The 22171-nt window shown below is 66.3% G+C and carries 21 protein-coding genes; 7 read left to right on the forward strand and 14 right to left on the reverse strand.

Annotation, left to right across the window (positions count from 1 at the left end; all coding sequences use genetic code 11):
- Positions 1–3: 3 nt before the first annotated feature.
- Positions 4–1677: a SulP family inorganic anion transporter gene (locus tag M2395_RS07770; RefSeq protein WP_019094304.1), complete on the reverse strand. Its 1674-nt coding sequence runs from the start codon at positions 1675–1677 to the stop codon at positions 4–6.
- Positions 1678–2003: 326 nt separating this feature from the next.
- The gene (locus tag M2395_RS07775; protein ID WP_011060927.1) at positions 2004–3284 is read right to left on the reverse strand and encodes a serine/threonine transporter; all 1281 of its coding nucleotides are present in this window, start codon (positions 3282–3284) and stop codon (positions 2004–2006) included.
- Between the two features lie 493 nt (positions 3285–3777).
- On the opposite strand from M2395_RS07775, the gene M2395_RS07780 reads away from it, so the two are divergent.
- The 6 genes from M2395_RS07780 (at position 3778) to M2395_RS07805 (ending at position 9271) form a co-directional block, all read left to right on the forward strand.
- Positions 3778–4317, forward strand: coding sequence for a cysteine hydrolase family protein (locus tag M2395_RS07780; RefSeq protein WP_123430918.1), 540 nt, complete (start codon positions 3778–3780; stop codon positions 4315–4317).
- A 134-nt stretch (positions 4318–4451) separates the two neighbouring features.
- Positions 4452–4847 (forward strand): VOC family protein, encoded by a 396-nt coding sequence (locus M2395_RS07785; RefSeq protein ID WP_041752190.1) that lies wholly within the window; start codon positions 4452–4454, stop codon positions 4845–4847.
- Between the two features lie 17 nt (positions 4848–4864).
- The gene (locus M2395_RS07790; RefSeq protein WP_123430919.1) at positions 4865–5815 is read left to right on the forward strand and encodes a 2-hydroxyacid dehydrogenase; all 951 of its coding nucleotides are present in this window, start codon (positions 4865–4867) and stop codon (positions 5813–5815) included.
- A 243-nt stretch (positions 5816–6058) separates the two neighbouring features.
- Entirely contained in the window at positions 6059–7126 is a 1068-nt protein-coding gene (locus tag M2395_RS07795) for a phosphotransferase family protein (RefSeq protein ID WP_011060923.1), read from the forward strand.
- Positions 7127–7165: 39 nt separating this feature from the next.
- A complete protein-coding gene (locus M2395_RS07800; protein ID WP_011060922.1) occupies positions 7166–7933 on the forward strand; it encodes an SDR family oxidoreductase in 768 nt (255 codons plus the stop codon).
- A 231-nt stretch (positions 7934–8164) separates the two neighbouring features.
- Positions 8165–9271, forward strand: a complete 1107-nt coding sequence (locus tag M2395_RS07805) for a Gfo/Idh/MocA family protein (protein ID WP_011060921.1) — start codon at positions 8165–8167, stop codon at positions 9269–9271.
- 56 nt (positions 9272–9327) lie between these two features.
- Here M2395_RS07805 and M2395_RS07810 read toward each other — a convergent pair whose 3' ends face one another.
- The 11 genes from M2395_RS07810 to M2395_RS07860 all read right to left on the reverse strand — a co-directional run bounded on the left by M2395_RS07810 (position 9328) and on the right by M2395_RS07860 (position 20610).
- Positions 9328–10764, reverse strand: coding sequence for an FAD/NAD(P)-binding protein (locus M2395_RS07810; protein ID WP_123430920.1), 1437 nt, complete (start codon positions 10762–10764; stop codon positions 9328–9330).
- Positions 10765–10777: 13 nt separating this feature from the next.
- A complete protein-coding gene (locus M2395_RS07815; RefSeq protein ID WP_123430921.1) occupies positions 10778–11545 on the reverse strand; it encodes an ABC transporter ATP-binding protein in 768 nt (255 codons plus the stop codon).
- A 3-nt stretch (positions 11546–11548) separates the two neighbouring features.
- On the reverse strand, positions 11549–12883 hold the full coding sequence (locus M2395_RS07820; RefSeq protein WP_011060918.1) for an ABC transporter substrate-binding protein: 1335 nt from the start codon (positions 12881–12883) through the stop codon (positions 11549–11551).
- A 28-nt stretch (positions 12884–12911) separates the two neighbouring features.
- Positions 12912–13961, reverse strand: a complete 1050-nt coding sequence (locus tag M2395_RS07825; protein ID WP_123431041.1) for a branched-chain amino acid ABC transporter permease — start codon at positions 13959–13961, stop codon at positions 12912–12914.
- A gap of 4 nt (positions 13962–13965) precedes the next feature.
- Entirely contained in the window at positions 13966–14847 is an 882-nt protein-coding gene (locus M2395_RS07830) for a branched-chain amino acid ABC transporter permease (RefSeq protein ID WP_011060916.1), read from the reverse strand.
- Positions 14847–15623: an ABC transporter ATP-binding protein gene (locus M2395_RS07835; RefSeq protein WP_123430922.1), complete on the reverse strand. Its 777-nt coding sequence runs from the start codon at positions 15621–15623 to the stop codon at positions 14847–14849. Before M2395_RS07835 ends, M2395_RS07830 begins: the two co-directional genes overlap by 1 nt.
- A complete protein-coding gene (locus M2395_RS07840) occupies positions 15620–16609 on the reverse strand; it encodes an AMP-binding protein (RefSeq protein WP_123430923.1) in 990 nt (329 codons plus the stop codon). The genes M2395_RS07835 and M2395_RS07840 overlap by 4 nt, the downstream gene beginning before the upstream one ends.
- 153 nt (positions 16610–16762) lie before the next feature.
- Positions 16763–18166, reverse strand: a complete 1404-nt coding sequence (locus M2395_RS07845) for an LLM class flavin-dependent oxidoreductase (RefSeq protein WP_011060913.1) — start codon at positions 18164–18166, stop codon at positions 16763–16765.
- Positions 18166–18630 carry an acyl-CoA dehydrogenase gene (locus tag M2395_RS07850; protein WP_011060912.1) on the reverse strand — a complete coding sequence of 155 codons (465 nt, stop codon included), beginning with the start codon at positions 18628–18630 and terminating at the stop codon, positions 18166–18168. The genes M2395_RS07845 and M2395_RS07850 overlap by 1 nt, the downstream gene beginning before the upstream one ends.
- A gap of 11 nt (positions 18631–18641) precedes the next feature.
- Positions 18642–19844 carry an SfnB family sulfur acquisition oxidoreductase gene (locus M2395_RS07855; RefSeq protein ID WP_011060911.1) on the reverse strand — a complete coding sequence of 401 codons (1203 nt, stop codon included), beginning with the start codon at positions 19842–19844 and terminating at the stop codon, positions 18642–18644.
- Positions 19845–20046: 202 nt separating this feature from the next.
- Complete coding sequence (locus tag M2395_RS07860; RefSeq protein WP_011060910.1) at positions 20047–20610, reverse strand: helix-turn-helix domain-containing protein; 564 nt, start codon at positions 20608–20610, stop codon at positions 20047–20049.
- Here M2395_RS07860 and M2395_RS07865 point away from each other — a divergent pair.
- Positions 20605–21612, forward strand: a complete 1008-nt coding sequence (locus tag M2395_RS07865) for a DMT family transporter (protein WP_123431042.1) — start codon at positions 20605–20607, stop codon at positions 21610–21612. The genes M2395_RS07860 and M2395_RS07865 overlap by 6 nt on opposite strands.
- A 163-nt stretch (positions 21613–21775) precedes the next feature.
- Here the strand turns inward: M2395_RS07865 and M2395_RS07870 are convergent, their stop codons facing one another.
- Positions 21776–22135: a hypothetical protein gene (locus tag M2395_RS07870; RefSeq protein ID WP_173476948.1), complete on the reverse strand. Its 360-nt coding sequence runs from the start codon at positions 22133–22135 to the stop codon at positions 21776–21778.
- Positions 22136–22171: the final 36 nt, after the last annotated feature.

The following is a 22171-nucleotide window of genomic DNA, read 5'->3' on the forward strand; positions in this document are numbered from 1 at the left end:
TTTTTATGCCTGGGAAATAGCCCCGGCCTTCCAGCCCCGCAGGCTCTCCTGCAGCGTGTCGTCGACGCTGGTGCCGCTGAGCAGCACCTGGTACTCACGACTCGACGGCAGCAGTGCCAGGGCGTCCTTGGCCTCGTGCTTGAGCCGCGCCAGGGCCAGGTGCTTGTGCTCCAGGCTGACCTGGCGGAAGAACTCGTCCAGGGCCTCGATGCTGGTGCCGTCCAGGTCCGGGGACTCCTCCAGGCTGAGGATGATGCTGTGGATCGGCGCCTGCACGTGGCGGATCAGGCGCAGGGCGCCGCCAAGGATGCGTTCGGCGTTGGCGAAGAACAGCGCCTCCCCCGGCCGCAGGATCAGCACGCCGGGCACCTGTCGGGCCTGAGGATGACGGCTGAGATCGACAAAGTCGTGGCCGCTGCCCAGTTGCCCGAGGATCTGGATATCCGCCGCCGACATCTGCCGCAGCAGCAACAGGATGCTGATGCCCACTGACAGCAGCAGCCCGTCCAGCACCCCCAGCACCAGCACCGCGCTGACCGCGCAGATCACCAGCACCCGGTCACGCCGCCAGATGAAGTAGCGCCCCAGGGGTTGCAGGCTCAGGCCATGGCCCAGGGCGTACATGACAATCGCCGCCAGCACCGGCTCCGGGGTCAGGGCGATATAGGGCAGCACGGTCAGCACGATGAGCAGCATCACCGCCGCCGCGGTCAGCCCTGCCAGGCGCGAGCGCGCCCCGGCCGCTTCATTGGCGGAGGTGGCCGAGTAGCCGGCCCCGGCGGGCATGCCATGGAACAGCCCCGAGAGCAGATTGGAAGCGCCCAGGGCCAGCAGGTCGCGGTTGGAGGAAACCCGGTCGCCATGCTTCAGGGCAAAGGAGCTGATGGAACCATAGGATTCGGCATACAGGATCATCACCAGGGCGAACGCCAGCTCCCCCAGGCGCAGCCAGTCGGCGAAAGGCAGTTGCGGCAGGCTCGGCACCTCCAGCTTGAGTTCGATGACCCCGATCAGGTCGACGCCATGGGCCGGCAGGTTGAACCACTGGCCGGCGCCAATGCCGATCACCACCGCCACCAGCCCGCCGGGCACATAGGGAATTCGCGAGCAGATCCCCAGCACCAGCAGCGCCACCGCCGCCACCGCGGCGCCGGCCCAGTTCCATTGCGGCCACTGCTCCAGCAACTGCGGCAGGAAGCGCACCAGGTTACCGGTGCTCAGGTGCACCCCGACCACGGTGGCGAACTGCTTGAGGACAATGGTCAACGCCAGGCCGAAGGCAAAACCGCGCAGCACCGGCTTGGCAATGAAGGCGGTCACGCCGCCCAGGCGGAACAGCCCGGCCAGGAGGAAGAACACCCCAGTGAGCAGCACCAGGGCAAAGGCCAGGCTCAGGCGCAGCTGGGCGTCGCCACCGGCCAGGGACAGGGTGGCCGCCGCCAGCACTGCGGCCGACGATGAAGTGGCAGAAACAATGGCAAAGCGGCTGGTGCCCAACAGGCCGTAGCACAGCAACCCGGCAAACAGGGCAATGACCCCGGCCTGGGGCGGCAAGGCGGCGATGCTGGAATAGGCTACGGCTTCCGGCAACAACAGGCCGGCAATGGATAGGCCGGCCAGCAGGTCGCGGGTGCGCTTGGGTGCAGCGGTTGGGTGGGTCAGGGGTTCAGTGGCCAATCGGGTTCATCCGTGACAACGCAAAATCCAGATTCAGGGGGTGTCGCCCAACGGAATAAACGTGTTTGGGCAGGCTTGCAGCCAGAGGAGCGGGAATGGCCACGGGCGGGTTCCTGGCAGCAATAAGAGCACCAGCTTAGCCCTTTATTCAAGGCAGCAAACAATCCTGATCAATGCCTTGAACGACAACGCCGCCGGTACAGTGAAGTACCGACGGCGTTGTGTGCAGCAGCGGGTTCGCCAGGGAGGCGTCCGCGCACCTTGCAGTTGGCTTGCGGGCCTCTTCGCCGGCAAGCCGGCTCCTACCGGAAAGCGCCGGGAGGCTGTCAGGACGCCAGGGAGTACACCAGGGCAGTAATGGCCACCAGGCCCACCAGGGTCACGAAGACGTTGGAAGCCTGGCCGCGGTAGCGGGCCATGGCCGGCACCTTGCGGATGGCGTACATCGGCATCAGGAACAGGATCGCCGCGATCACCGGGCCGCCCATGGTCTCGATCATCGTCAGGATGCTCGGGTTGAGGGTGGCCACGGCCCAGCAGATCACCAGCATGAAGGCGGCGGTGACGCGGTCCAGGGTTTTCGTGCCCGGGCGCCGGCCGCTCTTGCCGATCAGGCCCTTGAGGCCTTCGCTGGCACCGATGTAGTGGCCCAGGAAGGACTTGGCGATGGCCACGAAGGCAATCAACGGCGCGGCGAAGGCGATGGTCGGATTCTGGAAATGGTTGGCCAGGTAGGACAGGATCGACAGGTTCTGCGCCTTGGCTTCCGCCAGCTGCGCCGGGTTCAGGGTCAGTACGCAGCTGAAGACGAAGAACAGCACCATGCCCACCATCAGCAGGTGGGCGCGGGAGAGAATCTGCGAGCTGCGCTCTTCGGCGTGGACGCCATAGCGGCGCTTCTGGTCCACGGCAAAGGCCGAGATGATCGGCGAATGGTTGAACGAGAAGACCATCACCGGAATCGCCAGCCACAGGGTATGCAGGAAGGCCGAAGGCGCCGGGACATCGCTGACGGTGGCGAGGATGCCGCCATTCCAGTGCGGGATCAGGAACACCGCGAGGAACAGCAGGGCCACGATGAACGGGTAGACCATCAGGCTCATGGCCTTGACGATCACCTGCTCGCCGCAACGCACCACCACCAGCAGGCCGAAGATCAGCACCAGGGCCAGGATCGCCCGCGGTGGCGGCGCGATGTGCAGTTGGTTGGTCATGAAGCTGTCGACGGTGTTGGTCAGGGCCACGCTGTAGATCAGCAGGATCGGGAAGATCGCCAAAAAGTACAGCAAAGTGATCAGGGCACCGGCGGTGAGCCCGAAATGCTCTTCCACCACGTCAGTGATGTCCGCACCGTCACGCCCGGAAAGCACGAAGCGGGTCAGGCCGCGGTGTGCATAGAAGGTCATGGGGAAGGCCAGCAGCGCCAGGATCAACAGCGGCCAGAAACCGCCGATGCCGGCATTGATGGGCAGAAACAGGGTACCGGCACCGATGGCCGTGCCAAACAGGCCGAGCATCCAGGTGGTGTCTTGGCGGTTCCAGCGGGTCAGGGTCGCTGGGGCCGCGGTTTCAAAGCGTTGATCAACGCTGTTGGCCTGATCATTCATCCGGTGGGATCTCCACATTCCGGTCGTTTGCCATTCACCCGGGCGTATCGGAGTACCCGACAGGCAGTGCCCGAGCGAAAAGAGGGGGCGCGATTGTCCGGGATTCCAAGGGCGCTGCATAGACTCAGCTGAGGAACGGTTTATGCGCTGCAGGTATTTTTTCGTTTGATGGGAAAGCGTCTGGTCCGGCCCTCTCCCGCTCAATCCGGGTTCCGCAGGAGCTGGCTTGCCAGCGAAAGGCGCCCGCCTGAAGACGCCATTCGCCGGCAAGCCGGCCCCTAGCGGGCCGCGTTGACAAGCCTCACGGGCAGGCGGCATGATCGGACCCCATGAATATCTACGCGCTGAACCCTACCTCCACCACCACGACTGCCTCCGGCGGGTCGTGTGGTGGCTGTGCGGGATGACACAAGCACAGTAGAACCAAGGCCCCGCCAGCAATGGACGGGGCCTTTTGTTTCTCCGTCCAGCTGGCACTACAAGGAGAGACAAGATGCCTTTATCCAACGCCAAGCGTGCCCTGCTGGTGATCGACATGCAGGTCGGGTTGTTCAATGGACCGGACAAGCCCTACAAGCGCGAGCAGGTCCTGGAAAACATCAACCAACTGATCCGCCGTGCCCGCCAGGCCGGAGCGCCGATCTTCGCCGTGCGCCATACCGGCCCCGCCGAATCCCCGATTGCCGCTGGCAGCCCCTTCTGGCAACTGCTGCCGACTCTGGAAGTGGATGAAGAGCTGGACTGCGTACTGGACAAGACCCGCCCCAGTTGCTTTGTCGGCACAGGGCTGGCCGAGCGCCTGCAGGAGGCCCAGGTCAATGAACTGGTGATCGTCGGCATGAAGACCCAGTACTGCGTCGATACCACCTGCCGCGCCGCCGGCGACCTGGGCTTTGCCGCCGTGCTGGTAGAGGACGCCCACACCTGCATGGACACGCCGCTGATCGGGGCAAGAACCATCATCGCCCACCATAACGCCACCCTGAACGGCCCCTTCGTGCGCCTGGCCACGACCGCCGACGTAACCTTCTGACCCCATCGTTCCCACACCGCCCCGGGCACGCCGAACATGGCGTGATGCCCCCGGGAACGGTGCCGGCGAGCATTGCCAAAATCCCTCGCAACCCGCACCCTTGAGCCTTCGCCCCTGCCCGTATGGAACCCTCCATGAGCGCCACGACGATCGCCGGCTGCCTCCTCTACAGCCTTGATCCACCTTCCCTCGCCCGCTTCTATGCCGAACTGCTGGGCTGGCCCATCACCGAACAGCAAGCCGACTACCAGCAACTGGCCCACCAGGGCTTCGAGCTGACCCTGGTCCAGGTGCCGCCAGCGATTGCTGCGCGCATCGTCGTGCAGGAACCGCCGCTGCCCCGCAGCGATTGCGCCTGCAAGCCGCTGTTCCAGGTAGACGACCTGGCCCGGGCCCGGCAGCGCGCTGCCAAGGCCGGTGGCCGGGTGTACGAGGCCGAGCGCGAATGGCAATTCAAGGACGCCCGGGCCTGCGACGGCATCGACCCGGAAGGCAACATCTTTCAATTGCGCCAACCCCTGCCCCGCTAACCCACGAGGAGTCCGCCATGCGCGCCACCGTTCTGGTCCTGGTTGAAAACGTCAACGCCTACCTGCCGCACCTCGAAGACCTGGGTTTCAGGCTGATCCTGGCACCCACTCCACAGACCCGGGCCCAGGCGATCCGGGACCACGCCGGGCAGATCGATGCGGTGCTGACCCGTGGCCCCCTGGGGCTGAGCGCGGCGGAAATCGCCGCCCTGCCCCGATTGCAGATCATCTGCGTGATCGGCGCCGGCTATGAGCAAGTGGACCTGCAAGCGGCGAGCAATCGCGGGATCGCGGTAACCAATGGTGCCGGGGTCAACGCCTCGTCCGTGGCCGATCATGCCCTGGCCCTGCTGCTGGCCCTGGTGCGCGGCATTCCCCAGTCCGACGCCGCGGTACGCCAGGGGGACTGGCCGAAGGTGCTGCGCCCGTCCCTGGCCGGCATGCGCCTGGGGGTGCTCGGCCTCGGCGCCGTGGGCCAGGCCATCGCCCGGCGCTGCGCCCTGGGCTTCGACATGCCGGTGAGCTACCACAGCCGCCAGCCACGCCCCGACCAGCCCTACCGCTTCTGCCCGACCCTGGTGGAACTGGCCCGGGACTCGGACGTCCTGGTGATCGCCACCCCGGGCGGCGCCGACACCCGGCACCTGGTGGACCAGCCGGTGCTGGAAGCCCTTGGCCCCGAAGGTTTCCTGGTGAACATCGCCCGGGCCAGCGTGGTGGACACCAACACCCTGCTGCAGGCCCTGCAGCAGCGGCGGATTGCCGGCGCGGCCCTGGACGTGTTCGATGACGAGCCGCAAGTCCCGGACGCCCTCAAGGTGCTCGACAACGTGGTGCTCACGCCCCACGTCGCCGGCCTTTCGCCCCAGGCCAGCCGCGATACCGTGGCGATGGTCGGCCAGAACCTGCTGGCCCACTTCGAAGGCCGGCCACTGCTGACCCCGCTGGCCCTGCCGGCACCGAACTGACCCAGCCCCGAGTCAACGCCTATGCTCGTGGGGCGGACAACCTCTGTGCCTGCATGGTTCCTGCGGGGGCTTGGTCTCATCGGGTCGTAGACACACGGGGCTAAATTCAAACGCTTGTATCAAAAGCAATGATTGTCCGGCAACACGCGCACCTATAAAGGCCCGCCGCGATTGTGAGGGGCCGGTAGGCGCATTAGATTAGCCAATAATCTCTGGCCTCCAGAATAAGCAGAAGGGATAAGCATGGCGCTTACAGACCAGTCCACCCGCACTCGCTCAGGCGAGGAACTCGATGCCAACCTGATCGACCCGTACCTCAAGGCGCACATTCCCGGCCTGAGCGGTACGCCGCAGATCAGCCAGTTCCCGGGCGGTGCCTCGAACCTCACCTACCTGCTGGAATACCCCGGGCAGGAGTTTGTCCTGCGTCGCCCGCCCTTCGGCCACAAGGCCAAGTCGGCCCACGACATGGGCCGCGAGTTCCGCATTCTCAACCAGCTCAAGGACGGTTTCCCCTACTGCCCCAAAGCCTACGTGCACTGCACCGACGAGTCGGTGATCGGCGCCGAGTTCTATGTCATGGAACGGGTCAAGGGCATCATCCTGCGCTCCGACCTGCCGCCGGAGCTGGGCCTGGATGCCGGCCAGACCGAGGCCCTGTGCAAGAGCTTCATCGATCGTTTCGTCGAGCTGCACCGGGTCGACTACAGCGCCTGCGGCCTGGGTGACCTGGGCAAGCCCGAAGGCTATGTGCAGCGCCAGATCAAGGGCTGGAGCGACCGCTACGAGAAGGCCCTGACCCCGGACGCACCGCACTGGGAAAAGGTCAAGGCCTGGCTCAACGAGAAGATGCCCGCCGACCACCCGACCTCTAGCATCGTGCACAACGACTACCGCTTCGACAACGTGATCCTCGACCCACAGAACCCGATGCAGATCATCGGCGTGCTGGACTGGGAACTGACCACCCTGGGCGACCCGCTGATGGACCTGGGCAACACCCTGGCCTACTGGATCGAGGCCGGCGACCCGGCGCCGGTGCAACTGATGCGCCGCCAGCCGAGCAACGCCCCGGGCATGCTCACCCGCCAGCAGTTCGTCGACTACTACGCCGAGCGCGCGGGAATCGAAATCGGCAACTTCGACTTCTACTACACCTACGGCCTGTTCCGCCTGGCCGGCATCGTGCAGCAGATCTACTACCGCTTCTATCATGGCCAGACCCAGGACAAACGCTTCGCGCAGTTCATTCACATGAACAAACTGCTGGAGCAGATGAGCCTGCAGGTCATTCACAAATCCAGCCTCTGACCGCGCCCCGGCGCTCGACAGCCCAAACAAGGAAAAACCATGTCCAAGACTCAGTTGTTCGACCTCGACGGCAAGATCGCATTCGTCTCCGGCGCCAGCCGCGGCATCGGTGAGGCCATTGCCAAGTTGCTGGCCCAGCAAGGCGCCCATGTCATCGTGTCGAGCCGCAAGCTCGAAGGTTGCCAGCACGTAGCCGACGCGATCATCGCCGCCGGCGGCAAGGCCACCGCCATTGCCTGCCACATCGGTGAAATGGAGCAGATCAGCCAAGTCTTCGCCGGCATTCGCGAACAGTTCGGGCGCCTGGACATCCTGGTCAACAACGCCGCGACCAATCCGCAGTTCTGCAACGTCCTGGACACTGACCTGGGGGCCTTCCAGAAGACCGTCGACGTCAACATCCGCGGCTACTTCTTCATGTCGGTGGAAGCCGGCAAGCTGATGCGCGAAAACGGCGGCGGCAGCATCATCAACGTGGCCTCGATCAACGGCATCTCGCCGGGGATCTTCCAGGGCATCTACTCGGTGACCAAGGCCGCGGTGATCAACATGACCAAGGTCTTCGCCAAGGAATGCGCGCAGTTCGGCATCCGCTGCAACGCCCTGCTGCCGGGCCTGACCGATACCAAGTTCGCCTCGGCCCTGGTCAAGAACGACGCCATCCTCAAGACCGCCCTGGCGCAGATCCCCCTCAAGCGCGTGGCCGACCCCAGCGAAATGGCCGGCGCGGTGCTCTACCTGGCCAGCGACGCCTCCAGCTACACCACGGGTGTCTCGCTCAATGTGGACGGCGGCTTCCTCTCCTGAGGCCCGCTTGCACCACAACAAAGGCAGCCTCCGGGCTGCCTTTTTCATTTCCCGCAGGAGCTGGCTGGCCAGCGAAGAGGGCCTTGAGCCCGGCGCAACTCAGGCGGCCCTTTTCGCCGGCGAGCCGGCTCCTACAGGCGTCTTTCAAAATTTTAATTCCACCAATTGCAATTAAAGAATATTTATTCCATAACCAGCCTTCCCTAGAACAATAATTCTGCAGGTGCGGTTATGGACGAGCTCGGCATTGGTTTGATCGGCACCGGTTTCATGGGGCGTGCCCACGCCCTGGCGTTTCGCAGTGCCGGCGCGGTCTTCGAATTGCCGGTGCGCCTGCACCTGGCGGCCCTGGCCGACGCCGACGCCCAGCGCGGCGAACACTGCGCCGGCGCCTGGGGCTTTGCCCAGGCCCATGCCGACTGGCAGGCCCTGGTGGCCAACCCCCGGGTCAACCTGGTGGCCATCACCACCCCCAACCACCTGCACTTCCCCATGGCCATGGCGGCGCTGGCCGCAGGCAAGGCGGTGTACTGCGAAAAGCCCCTGGCGGTCAGCGTCGAACAGGCCCGGCAGATGCACCACGCGGCCCAGGCCGCCGGGGTGGTGACCCGGGTGGGCTACAACTACCAGCACAACCCGGTGATCGCCCAGGCCAGGGACATGATCGGCAACGGCGAACTGGGGCAACTGGTGAGTTTCCAGGGCGAGTTCAGCGAAGACTTCATGGCCGACCCGGATGCCCCCTGGTCCTGGCGTTGCGAGCCGCAGCACGCCGGCGGCGCCCTGGCGGACCTGGGCAGCCACCTGCTGGCCATGGCACGCTTTCTCATGGGGCCGGTGCAGGCGGTGTGCGCCGATACCCAGACCGTGCACCTGCAACGCCCCACCGAAGCCGGCAGCCAGGAACGCCGCGCCATCGCCGTGGATGACCAGGCCCATGCCCTGCTGCGCTTTGCCAATGGCGCGCGGGGCACGCTGAGCAGCAGCTGGATCAAGCATGGTTACAAGAACCACCTGAGCTTCGAGATCAGCGGCACCCTCGGCACCCTGGCGTTCGACCAGGAACGCCTCAACGAACTGCGCCTGTACCGGGTCGGCCAGAAGGGTTTCCAGCGCCTGCTGGCCGGGCCCGCCCTGCCCGGCTACGCGGCCTTCAGCCCGGCCCCGGGGCACCAGCTGGGCTACAACGAACTCAAGACCCTGGAAGTTCACGAATTGATCATGGCCCTGTGCGGCCAGGGCCGGGACGGCACGGATTTCGCTGAAGCCTGGGAAGTGGAGCGCCTGGCCGCGGCGATCCGCACTGCCGCCGCCGAACAGCGCTGGGTGGCACTGTAGGAGCCGGCTTGCCGGCGAAGGCGATCTTGCGGGCGCCTTCGCTGGCAAGCCAGCGCCTACGGTTGGTGGTTGGCCAGGCGCGCGGCCAGGGCCTTGGCCTGCAGGGCGACGTCGGTGACGGCGGTGCTTTCCCACCACAGGCCACGCAAGGGCGGCCCCATGGCGAACAGGCGCTCGCAGGCCTGGCCCTGGGCGTTGTGCACGGCACCATCGGGTGCGGCGCTGATGCCCAGGGCCAAAGGCCCGGGTGTCACCAGGCCGCGGGCCAGCAGCTGGCGCGGCAAGGGCCGCGCCACCCGGCGCCAGTCGTATTCGATGCCGCTGGAGTTGATCAGGGCATCGCCCGCCATGCGCACGCTGTCCTGGCTGCCGCGGTAGCGCAGGCGGATCGCCAGCCGGCCTTCGTCGCCCGGCTCCAGGCCCTGGTAGCAAGCGGCATGAATCCGCAACCGCCCTTCTTCATGCAAGCGCGCCACCAGCTCGGCGCTCAGGGGCGGCGAGCGATGGTGATGGCTTTCCCACCAGGGCCGTACATGGCGCACGAACTGGCGTTTGTGCACCTCGCTGGCCTGGCTCCACAGGCGCCCTATATGCACCCGCACCGTGTCCAGCGGGGCCTGCCAGTCGATGCCCTGGGCCTCGGCCGCGCGGCATTGCTGGCGCAGCGCCCGCAGCAGTTGCCGAGGGCTGCGGATGCTCGGGTCGGCGCCGAGAAAGTCTTCCCAGGCCGGGGGCTGGCGGCGCACGTGCGGCAGCAGCCCATGCCGGGAAAACACCTCGATCGGCCCACGATGCCCGGCCTGCTCCAGGGACACCACGGCGTCCACCATGGTCAGCCCGGAGCCGATGATCAGCACCGTCGCCCGGGGATCGAGGCGGGCCATGGCCGCCACATCCCAGGGGTCCAGCGCCGCGGCATTCAGGCCGCTGGAGCGGGTCTGCGGGGTACGCGCCGCCGGGAACATGCCGGTGGCCAGCACCGCCACCGCGCCGGGCAGTTGCCGGCCATCGGCCAGGGTCAGTAGCACGCCGTCAGGGCCGGTTTCCAGGTCCACCGCCTCGCCCTGCACATGGTTCAACGAGGAGCCCTGCGCCCGGCCCTGCACCTGGGCCTCGGCCAGGCGCTGCTGGACGTAGACACCAAACATCCCGCGGGGCGGAAACAGTTCGCTGACTGGCACATGCTGGCGGTCCGACTCGGGCCAGCCGCCCTCGGCAATGTGCCGGGCCAGCCATTGGGTCAGGTCGTCGGCGTTGTCCGGGTCGACGCTCATGCGCGCGGCGTTGCCATTGAGGGTGTGCCCCAGCTCCACGGCGCTGTAGGCCTCGCCGCGCCCCAGCTCGCTGCGCGGTTCTATGACCAGGATCCGTCGCTGGCCCGGCAGGCGCAGCAACTGGGCGGCCAGCAAGGCGCCGCTGAGGCCGCCGCCGACAATCAGGATTGGCGCATCACGGGTGGCAGGGGTTGCCTGTCCGGTGTGGGTTTGGCTCATGGAATGCTCACGGTCAGTGTTTGCCCAGGTAGAAATCCTGCAGGTCGCCCCGGGCCAGCAGTTGCTCGGCGCTGCCGGACAAGGCCACGCGGCCGGTGTCCAGCAGGTAGGCATGGGAAGCGTACTTGAGCGCCAGATTAATGCTTTGCTCGGCGATCAGAAAGCTCACCCCCGCCTCGCGATTGAGCTGGGCGACGATCTGGAAAATCTCCTGGACGATAATAGGCGCAAGGCCCATGGACGGTTCATCCAGCAGTACCAAAGTAGGACGAGTCATCAACGCCCGGCCGATGGCCAGCATCTGCTGCTCGCCACCGGAGGTCAGCCCGGCGCGCACCCGGCGCTTGGTCAGCAGCCGCGGAAACCAGCTGTAGATACGCTCCAGGTCCTGTTCCAGCTGGCGCCGGCCCAGGCCACGGACAAAGCCGCCGGCGCGCAGGTTGTCTTCCACCGTCAACTGGGGGAAGACGTGGCGCCCTTCCAGCACATGCACCATGCCATGGCGCACCCGCTGGCTGGGGTCGACCCCGGCCAGGTCCTGCCCGGCAAAGGCGATGGCGCCGCGGCTGAGCTCGGCACGCTCGGCCCGCACCAGCCCGGAAATGGCCTTGAGGGTGGTGCTCTTGCCGGCGCCGTTGGCCCCCAGCAAGGCGACGATGGCCCCCCGGGGCACGCTCAAAGATACCCCGGCCAGCGCCAGGATCACGCCGTCGTAGATCACCTCGATGTCCTGTACCTGCAGCAAGGTCTCGGCCGTCGCGGCCGTGGCGCTGTGGCTCATGGTTCAGTCACCCTCGTTGCATGTACGGGGCACCAGGCGCTTCTCCTTGGCAAAGGCCGCGGCCTTTTCGTCGATCAGCGGCCGTAGCAGCGCGCGGTCGGCGGCAATCCACTCGCTGATCAGGGTCCAGTTGGCGCCGTCCCATTGCTGCACCCGGGCCGCGCCACCGCCTTCGTGATCGCGGCAGGACAGCTTGAGGTTCTGCATCAGCCCCAGGTAACCCATGTCCTTGAGCCGGGCGTCGTCGATGTTCAGGTGTTCCAGGCCCCAGCGCCCTTCCTCGCCATTGAGCGGGCGCTTGCCGAACTTGCCCTGGGCGGTCCGGATCGCCTCCACCGCCACCGCCGCGTTCACCAGGCCGGAGTTGTAGTACACGCTGCCGAAATTCTTCAGGTCCTTGAGGTCGCTCTTGCCGGTATCGAGGATGTACTGCTTGAGGCGCTTGTGGATCTCGAAGTCACTGCCCGCCGGGTAGGGCGTCAGCGCCAGGTAGCCCTTGGCCGCGGCGCCGGCCGGCAGCACGTCTTCGCTGGAGCTGGCCCAGATATCGCCGATGATGTGGTCCACCGGGAAGCCGAAGCGCGCGGCGGTCTTCACCGCCACCGGGGTGGACACGCCCCAGGTGCGCAGGAACACCCAGTCCGGGTTCTGCTGGCGGATCTGCCGCCATTGCGCCGACTGCTCGTTGCCCGGGTCGGCCACCGGAATCTGGATGTTCTCGAAACCGTACTTCTCGGCCAGCAGCTTGAGCGGCCCGAGGGTTTCCCGGCCATAGGCGGAGTCGTGATAAAGCGTGGCGATCTTCTTGCCCTTGAGCCGGTCGAACCCGCCCTCGCGCTGGGCGATGTAGTTCACCAGGGTCGAGGCCTCGCTGTAGAAGGTCAGCATCACCGGGAAGTTGTAGGGGAACACCGTGCCGTCGGTGGCTTCGGTGCGGCCGTAGCCCAGGGTGATCAGCGGGATTTTGTCCACCTCGGCACGCTCACTCAGGGCATAGGCCGCCGGTGCGCCGTTGGGCTGGTAGACCGCCACCGGTGCGCCATCCAGGCCGTTCTTGAAGCGCTCGTAGCACTCGATGCCCTTCTCGGCGGTCCACTCGGTCTCGCACTCCTGCCACACCAGCTTGACCCCGTTGATGCCGCCCTCCACCTGGTTGATGTAGTTCAGGTAGTCGATCATCCCGGCCCACACCTGCACCCCGCTGGAGGCATAGGCGCCGACGCGGTAGGTGGCCAGGGGGAAGAACTGCTGGTCCGGCCCGGCCTGGGCTGCCGGGGCAACGGCCGCCGCCAGCAGCAACGCCGCGCCGGCCAGGGAAGCTTTCAAGGATGCACGCATGTTGTCTCTCTGTTCTGGGAGGAGGAATTCAGAAGCGCAGCGGCCAGTGCCGCAGGCGCTCGCGCAAGTTGCCCAGCAAGCGGATCAGGCCCTCGGGTTCCTTGATCAGGAACAGGATGATCAGCACGCCGAAAATGATTTTCTGCAGGTTCTGCAACTGCCCGGCGTCCACCGCCCCGCCCAGCAGTACCTGCCCGGCATGGCTGAGGAGAATCGGCAACAGGCTGATGAAGGCCGCGCCGACGAAGTTGCCGGCCACGCTGCCCATGCCGCCGATAATGATGATGAAGAGGATCTGGAACGAACGATTGATATCGAAGCTGCTGGCGCTGGCGGTACCCAGGTAGGCGAAGGCCCACAGCGCACCGGCGATGCCCAGGTAGAACGAGCTGACGGCAAACGCCTGGCGTTTGTAGCGGGCCACCGGGATGCCGATCACCGCGGCGGCGGTGTCCATGTCGCGGATCGCCATCCAGTTGCGCCCGACCTGGCTGTGCACCAGGTTCTGCGCGACCCAGGTCAACAGCAGCACCGTCACCAGGGTCAGCAGGTAGCGCCCCTGGGGGTGGTTCAGGTCATGGCCCAGCAGGCTCAACTGCGGCGCCGAAATGGTGCCCGAGGAACCGTAGTTGTAGAACCAGGGAAACTTGACGAACAGCCACTCCAGGAAGAACTGCGCCGCCAGGGTGCTGACCATCAGGTAGAAACCCTTGATCCGCGAGCTGGGCAGGCCGAACAGCCAGCCCACCAGGGCGCTGATCAGGCCGCCGCCGAGCAGGGCCAGGGGCAGCCCCAGCTGCGGCAGGCGCAGCAGAATACCGTAGGTGGCAAAGGCCCCCACGGCCATGAAGCCGGCGGCGCCCACCGAGGTCTGGCCGGTGTAGCCGGTCAGCAGGTTGAGCCCGAGCCCGGCCAGGGACAGCACCAGGAACGGAATCAGGATCGCGTTGAGCCAATAGTCGTTGCCCAGCACCGGCACCACGCCGAAGGCCAGCAGCAACAGGCCGGCCAGGCCCCAGGGCAGGCGGCGCTGGACCAGCAGCAAGGGGGCGGTTTGCCGCGTCAGAAGAAGGGACATCAATTCACACTCGCTCGATGGCCCGCTCGCCGAACAGGCCGGCGGGGCGGATGTAGAGGAAGGCCAGGGCCAGGACATAGGCGAACCAGGGGCTGATGCCGCCGCCGATCAGCGGGCCGATATAGACCTCCGCCAGGTTTTCGGCGGCGCCGACGATCAGGCCGCCGGCAATCGCCCCGCCGATCGAGGTGAAGCCGCCGATGATCAGCACCGGCAGCGCCTTGAGCACCACCAGCGATAGAGAGAACTGCACCCCCTGGCGGGCCCCCCAGAGCAGCCCGGCCACCAGCCCCACCACCCCGGCCACCGCCCAGACGATCTGCCAGATGCGGTTGAGGTTGATGCCGATGGACAGCGCCGCCGTGGTGTCGTCGGCCACCGCCCGCAGCGAGATGCCGATGCGGGTCTTGTTGAACAGCAGCGCCAGCACCGTCACCAGCACCAGGGCGGTGGCCGCGGCAATCAGGTCGAACTGGCTGACCATCAGCGGCCCGAGGAACAGCGGCACATCGTCGATGCCCAGGTCCAGGGCCCGCACCTGGGAGCCCATCAGGCCCTGGGCCAGGCCCTCGATGATGAACGACAGGCCCAGGGTGGCCATGAACAGGGTGATCGGCGAACGGTTGACCAAGGGCCGCAGCACCAGGCGTTCGATCAGCCAGGCGCCGAGGATCATCACCAGCACCGTCAGCAACAGTGCCAGGGCGAAAGGCACGCCCTGCTCGTGCAGGCTGACGAAGGTCAGCGCGGCGAACAGCAGCATCGAGCCCTGGGCGAAATTGAACACGCCACTGGCCTTGTAGATCAGCACGAAGCCGATGGCCACCAGTGAATACAGGGTGCCGGCCAGCAGACCGCCGAGCAGGGTTTCGAAGAAGAATGCCATCAGTGCACGGCCCCCAGGTAAGCGGCGATCACCTCGGGGTTGGCCTGGACCTCGGCCGGTGTGCCATCGCCCACCTTGCGTCCGTAGTCGAGTACCACCACGTGGTCGCACAGGTCCATGACCACCGCCATGTCGTGCTCGATCAGCACCACGGTGGTGCCCAGGTCACGGTTGATGTCGGCGATGAAGCGGGCCATTTCCTGCTTCTCCTCGGCATTCATTCCGGCCAGGGGTTCGTCCAGCAGCAACAGGCTGGGCCCGGCGATCAGCGCCCTGCCCAACTCGACGCGCTTTTGCAGGCCATAGGCCAGGTTGCCCACCGGCACATCGCGCAATGCCTGCAATTCCAGAAACTGCAGGATGCCTTCGGCCAGCTGGCGGAATGCCCGGGCTTCACGGCGGGCCCGGGGCAAGCCCAGGGCCTGTTCGATGAAGCGCGCGCGGGAGTGGCGCGAAAGGCCGGTGAGCAGGTTGTCCAGCACGCTCATCTTCTTGAACAGCGCGTTGTTCTGGAACGTCCGGCCGATGCCCCGGCGCGCGGCGTCCAGCGGGTCGATGCGCTGCAACGGCTGGCGCTCGAACACGATGCTCCCGGCGTCAAAGCGATAGACCCCGTTGAGCACGTTGAGCAGCGAACTCTTGCCCGCGCCATTGGGGCCGATCAGGGCACAGATCTCGCCCCGGCGCACCTCGAACGACAGTTGATTGATGGCCTTGACCCCCTTGAACGACAGGGAGATGTCACTGACTTGCAAAATGGATTCGGCGTGGCTCATGCAATGTTCCGTGTGAATTCGACGATCCAGGCCGGGGTGGCCGGTGGCGTCGTGGCCTGGGGGGCCTGCCAGATGAATTGCAGGCGAGCAAAGCCCAGCAGGCGGCGCACCCGATGCTTGAGCAGGCGCGCCAACAGGCCCTGGGGATGGGTCAAGGCCCACTCGCACAGGCGTCGGCGCCAGCTGTCGGGGGGCGCCAGGCGGCTCTCGATCTCGTCCGCCAGGCGTTGCAGGCGCTGGGGCGACAGCAGCAGGCCGCTGGGGGCCACCTCCCGCCGATCGCGGCTGGTCGAGCCGCGGCTTTCGGCGAAGGCCAGGCACTGGCCACTGCCCAGCCATTGCTCCAGCAGCACCGTCAGGCCCTCCTGCCATTGCGTGCCCTCCTCGCTCCACAATTGGCCGCTGCCGACCGGGGCACGCCAATTGGCCTGGCGCCGGGGTGGCTCGCCCCGGCCCAGCAGCTCGCGCAATTCCAGCAGGGGCAGATGCGCGCCTTCCGGCAGGTGCGGCAAGGCTTGCCCGGCAATCAGCAACTGCGGGGCCAGAGCGTTTTCACTGGCGGCGACCCAATCCAGCACCTGCTGGCGCGAATGCACGAAGGCGTGGCTCGGTTGCAGGCGCCACAGGGTCTGGCGCAGGGCTTGGGGCGGCAGCTCGTCGTCCAGGCTCAGCACCTCGGCGCCAAGGCTGTGGGCCGCCAGGGCCAGCAGGAGCAGGTCCGGTTCGAAGCGGGCGCTGACTGCCAACCGCGAATCCGGGGTCAGGCCCTGCTGGCGCAGGCCGTCGGCCAGGCGCTCGACGTCCCGCAGGGCGTCGATCCAGCGCCAGGCGTACCAGTGGCCGTGGCGCTTGTGGCGCAAGGCGTTGTGCAACGGGCTGACCTGGGCCCAGTGGCGCAACCGCTCCAGGGCCCCGCTCAACTGCAGCCGGGCCTGGGGCGCTGGCGAATCCGCGCTCGGCGCACGCTTGAGTTCATGCACGCTCATGAGTTGACCTCGATCTCTTGGCAATCGCGTGCGGTGGTCCGCTGGCTGGAAATGAACGGGGGGCCTTGTGGGCCTTTTCGCTTGTAGGAGCCGGCTTGCCGGCGAAGGCGTGGGCCCCTTCGCTGGCGAGCCAGCTCCTACAGGGCGCGGGGTTCAGGCGCTGGCACGTTGCGCGGCTGTTTGGCGTTGCCCGCCCAGGTTGCGCCAGGCGCTGCCCGGGTGGCTTTCGGGCAGGCGCGGGCCGGCGCCGAAGAGTTTTTCCCGCAGGGTGCCCGGGGCGTATTCGGTCTTGTAGACGCCCCGCTTCTGCAACTCCGGCACCAGCAGTTCCACGGCGTCGATAAAGCTTTCGTGGGTCAGCGCATACGCCAGGTTGAAGCCGTCGACGTCGGTCTCTTCCACCCATTCCTGAAGCAGGTCGGCGACGGTTTCCGGGCTACCGACGAACAACGGGCCAAAGCCGCCGATGCCCACCCAGTCCGCCAGTTCATGGGGTGTCCAGACCTTGTTCGGGTCTGCCGTGGAGAAGGCCTCCACCGCCGACTGGATGGCGTTGGTGTGCACGTGCTTGAGGGGCTCGTCGGGCTTGAAGCGGCTGAAGTCGATGCCGGTCCAGCCGGAAATCAGCGCCATGGCGCCCTCGTAGCTGACCCAGGATTTGTATTCCTCGAACTTGGCCTTGGCCTTGGCGTCGGTCTCGCCCAGGATCACCGTCTGCAGGTTGAAGATCAGGATCTTCGACGGATCGCGCCCGGCCTCGGCGGCCCGGCGGCGGATGTCGGCCACGGTCTTTTTCAGCAGCACCTTGGACGGCGCGGCGACGAACACGCATTCGGCCTGCTCGGCGGCGAACTGCTTGCCCCGGCTGGATGCCCCGGCCTGGTAGAGCACCGGGGTACGTTGCGGCGACGGCTCGCAGAGGTGGATGCCCGGCACCTGGAAGTGTTTGCCGACATGGCGGATCTCGTGGATCTTGCTCGGGTCACTGAAGATCCGTCGCTCGCGGTCGCGCAGGATCGCGCCGTCTTCCCAACTGCCTTCCCAGAGCTTGTAGCAGACCTCCAGGTACTCCTCGGCGTAGTCGTAGCGAGCGTCGTGTTCGGTCTGGGCCTGCTGCCCGATGTTCTTGGCCCCGCTCTCCAGGTAGGAGGTGACGATGTTCCAGCCGGCGCGGCCCTTCGTCAGGTGATCGAGGGTGGATAGGCGACGGGCGAAGGGGTACGGGTGCTCGAAGGACAGCGACGCGGTGAGGCCGAAGCCCAGGTGCTCGGTGACCAGGGCCATGGGCGGGATCAGCTGCAGCGGGTCGTTCACCGGGACCTGGGCGGCCTGGCGGATCGCTGCCTCGCCGTTGCCGTTGTAGACGTCGTAGATACCCAGCACATCGGCGATGAACAACCCGTCGAACTTGCCCTTTTCAAGGATTTTCGCCAGGTCGGTCCAGTACTCCAGGTCCTTGTACTGCCAGGAGCGGTCCCGGGGGTGGGCCCAGAGGCCCGGCGACTGGTGGCCGACACAGTTCATGTCGAAGGCATTGAGGCGGATTTCACGGGACATCACACAACACTCCTGAAACCTTGGGGTGGCACGCCATTGAGGCGGTAGTTGCCGATCAGTTGGTATTTCCAGCGCAGCGGGTCATCCAGGGTCTGGGGCTGCGGGCTGCGCTGACCGGTGAGTTCGAACTCGGCGTCGCTGGCCGCCAGCAGCGCCTGGCCCGCGGCAATCGCCGCCTCGGCCAGGGCCACCGCAACTTCCGCCGGGTCCGGCTCTTGTTCTATCTGGCGCTGGGCCCGCTCCTGCAGGGCCGCGGCCAGGTCGATGCGGATGTTCAGGTCGCCAAAGCGGCTGATCACATAGGGGTCGTCGCTGGCCCTGGCCAGGCCGCTGCCGCTCCAGGGCCGGGCCTGCTCGCGGATGAAATCCAGGGTTTGCTGCAGCAGGACGCGGGCCCGCTGCAGGACCTGGGCGTTGTGTTCCAGGGCCGCTTGGGGGGTGTCGGGGCGGGTCAGTGCATTCATGGCGCAGTCCTTCAGTTCCAGGCGTGGCGGGCCGGCTTGATGCCGTTGAGCAGGTAGTTGCCGATCAGGTGATATTTCCAGCGCGCCGGATCGTGCAGGGTGTGGGTGCGGGCGTTGCGCCAGTGGCGGTCGAGGTTGTACTTGCCCGACACCGAACGGGTGCCGGCCAGTTCGAAGAGTTTGCTGGCGGCGAGCAAGGCACTCTCCGCCGACAGCACCTTGGCCTGGGCCACCACCAGGGAGGCCTGGGCGACGCTGTCTTCACCGGGCTGGGCCAGGGCCTGATCGACCGCCTCGGCGGCCTTGGCGAGGATCGCCTCGGTGCCGTGCACCCGCCATTCCAGGTCGCCGATGGCGGCAATGGTGAACGGGTCCTGCCAGCCATGGTCCAGGCCGCTGTCGATCCACGGCCGGGATTGCCGGGCATGGTGCTTGGCGTCTTCCAGGGCGGCGACGGCGATGCCGGTATCCACCGCGGCCTGGATGATTTGCGAGATCGGGCCATCGGCGGTGGGCTGGTCGAAGGCCCGATGGGCCGGGATCACCGCGCTGCGCGGCACCCGCACCGCCTTGAGGCTGACCCCGCCGCTGGCGGTGGTGCGCTGGCCGAAGCCGTCCCAGCTGTCGATCACCGTGAGGCCAGGGTTGTCGCGCTCGATAAAGGCAATGTGCGCCTGGTTGTGTTCGTCCACCGCCACCGCCGGGACGATGTGGGCGAACAGCGCCCCGGTGCAGTAGAACTTCTCGCCGTCGATCTGCGCCTGTTCGCCGTCGAAACGGATCTGGGTTTCAAAGGCGCCGACGTGCTTGCTGCCGGCCTCGGAAAACGCATTGCCGAAGCGGTAGCCCTGCAACACCTTGGCGAAGTAATGGCGCTTCTGCTCTTCGCTGGCGGTCTGCAGCAGGATGTCCACCACCCCCAGGTGGTTCTGCGGCAACTGGCCGAGAGACGGGTCGGCGGCGGAAATGAGCTTGATGACTTCCACCAGGGTGGCGTAGGACACCCCGGCACCGCCGTACTCTTTGGGGATGGTGATGCCCCACAGGCCGCTGGCGGAAAATTCGTCGAGCTCTGCCCGGGGCAGGCGCCGCTCGCGATCACGCAGCGCCGCCTCCACGGCAAAGCGCTGGGCCAGGGCCCGGGCCACGCTGATGGCTTGCGCATCGTTCTGGATGAGATGGGCACTGCGAGAGGGTTGGGCTGGGGCTGTCATGGGCCGACTCCGCTTCCTGAACATCAAGGTGAACACCCGTCGCGGGGTTCTTTCCAGGACAATTGCAGGAGTCGTGCCTAAATATAAAAACCTTTAATATCAGAAAGTTGCTTGATAATTCAGCTAAAAGACATCAACTGAAAACAGGCAAAATGTCCAACTGCTGTTGCTGGGCAAACAGCGCTTGCCGGGCCACGGGGCGTCAGATCACCACGTTGCGCACGAAGCGCGTGGCCCGGGTGCCGTCGTTGCGGTAGCCGTGGGGCACGTGGCTGGCGAACATGAAGAAGTCACCGCATTCCAGGCGCCGCTCAGTGTCGCCGAAGAACACCGTCAGGCAGCCTTCGAAGACGTAGATCTGCTCGCTCCAGCCCTCGGCGTCGCACTCCGAGTGATAGACCTCGCCAGGCTCCAGCTGCCATTCCCAAAGCTCCACTTCACGGGTGGCCTCGGCCTTGGCCAGGAGCAGCGCCTTGCTGCCGGGGATAGCACCGGCCCAGGCCAGCTCGTTGATGCGGCTCGAATCCCGGGATTCCGGGGCCTGGATCAGGTCGCTGAAGGCCACGTCCAGGGCTTCGGCCACCCGGTCCAGGGTGCCGAGGCTGACGTTCTTCTCCCCCGCCTCTATCGCCACCAGCATCCGCCGGCTGACATTGGATTTTTCCGCCAGGGCGCTCTGGCTCAAGCCCGCGGCATTGCGCAGGCGGCGGACGTTGAGGCTGACATGTTGCAGGACCGAGGCCCGCTGGACGTTTTCTTTGTGCACTATATTGCTCACTCCTGGGGCCTGCGCAGTATACTGCCCAACTTCCGGCGCATTGTGCGTCCCCCTCAGGTAGCACGCAAGACCATGACAGCAACGCCCTCCCGCGGATTCCAGTTCAAGTTGAGCAAGGCCGAAGCCGTGCTGGTGCTGATCACCATGATCTGGGGTGGCACCTTCCTGCTGGTGCAGAACGCCATGAGCGTCAGCGGGCCGATGTTCTTCGTCGGCCTGCGCTTTGCCGCAGCGGCGTGCATGGTCGGTGCATTCTCACTGCGCCACTTGCGCGGCCTGACCCTGTTCGAACTGCGCGCCGGGGCCTTTATCGGTACCGCGATCATGCTCGGCTACGGTTTGCAGACCGTGGGCCTGCAAAGCATTCCCAGCAGCCAGTCGGCGTTCATCACCGCCCTTTATGTGCCCTTCGTGCCGTTGCTGCAATGGCTGTTCATGGGCAAGCGCCCGGGGTTGCTGCCGAGTATCGGCATCATGCTGGCGTTCACCGGGCTGATGCTGCTGTCCGGGCCCAATGGCGCGTCCCTGGACTTCAGCCCCGGGGAGATCGCCACCCTGATCAGTACCGTGGCCATTGCCGCGGAGATCATCCTCATCAGCAGCTTCGGCGGGCGGGTGGATGTGCGCCGGGTCACCGTGGTGCAACTGGCGGTCACCTCGCTGCTGGCGTTCGCCATGGTGTGGCCGACCGGGGAAGCGCTGCCGGGGTTTTCCTGGCTGCTGCTGGCCAGCGCCCTGGGCCTGGGGGCTGCCAGCGCGGTGATCCAGCTGGCAATGAACTGGGCGCAGAAAAGCGTCTCGCCGACCCGCGCCACCCTGATCTATGCCGGCGAGCCGGTGTGGGCCGGGATTGTCGGGCGCATCGCCGGGGAGCGCCTGCCGGGGCTGGCGTTGCTGGGCGGCGCCTTGATCGTGCTGGCGGTGATCATCAGCGAATGGAAGCCCAAGGCAGAAGCCGGACAGCAGAGCGGCGAGGCGGTGGAGTCCTGAGCAACGGCCCGCTGCGGGGGGTGGCTTGCTGGTGAGGGAGCTCTTGAGGGCCCTTTCGCTGGCAAGCCAGCGCCTACAGCTGGCTGGGGTAGTGGTGGGGACTGTAGGAGCCGGCTTGCCGGCGAAGGTGCTCTTGCAGGCGCTCTCGCTGATAGGCCAGCGCCTACAGTGCGGGGTCTCCGGGGGCATAGAGCCAGGTGGGGACGGTCAGGGAGCCCTTGTGCTTGGGTTCCAGCTCTACCCGGTCATTCTCAGGCTCGCCGTGATAGTAGAAGTAGGCGTGGTAGAGCGCGTGCCCCTCGGCAAAGGCGCGGTCGAAATAGAGCACCGTGCCCGGCGGCAGCACATAGTTGCGCTCATCCCCCTGCGGGCCTTCGATGACCAGCGCCTGGCGGGTCTTGAGCATGTCGGGGCGATCCAGATAATGCTCCAGGCCAATGCCCGATGCCGCACCGAAGGCGGTGAACAGCACGGCGAACGCGCCCCGTCGAAACAGCCGGCCCAAGGCCGATCCTTTAATCATGTGCACCCTTGTCGATCCTTGTGGCGGCTTGAGCTG

Source organism: Pseudomonas sp. BIGb0176, from assembly GCF_024810175.1.
GTDB classification, from domain to species: Bacteria; Pseudomonadota; Gammaproteobacteria; order Pseudomonadales; family Pseudomonadaceae; genus Aquipseudomonas; species Aquipseudomonas protegens.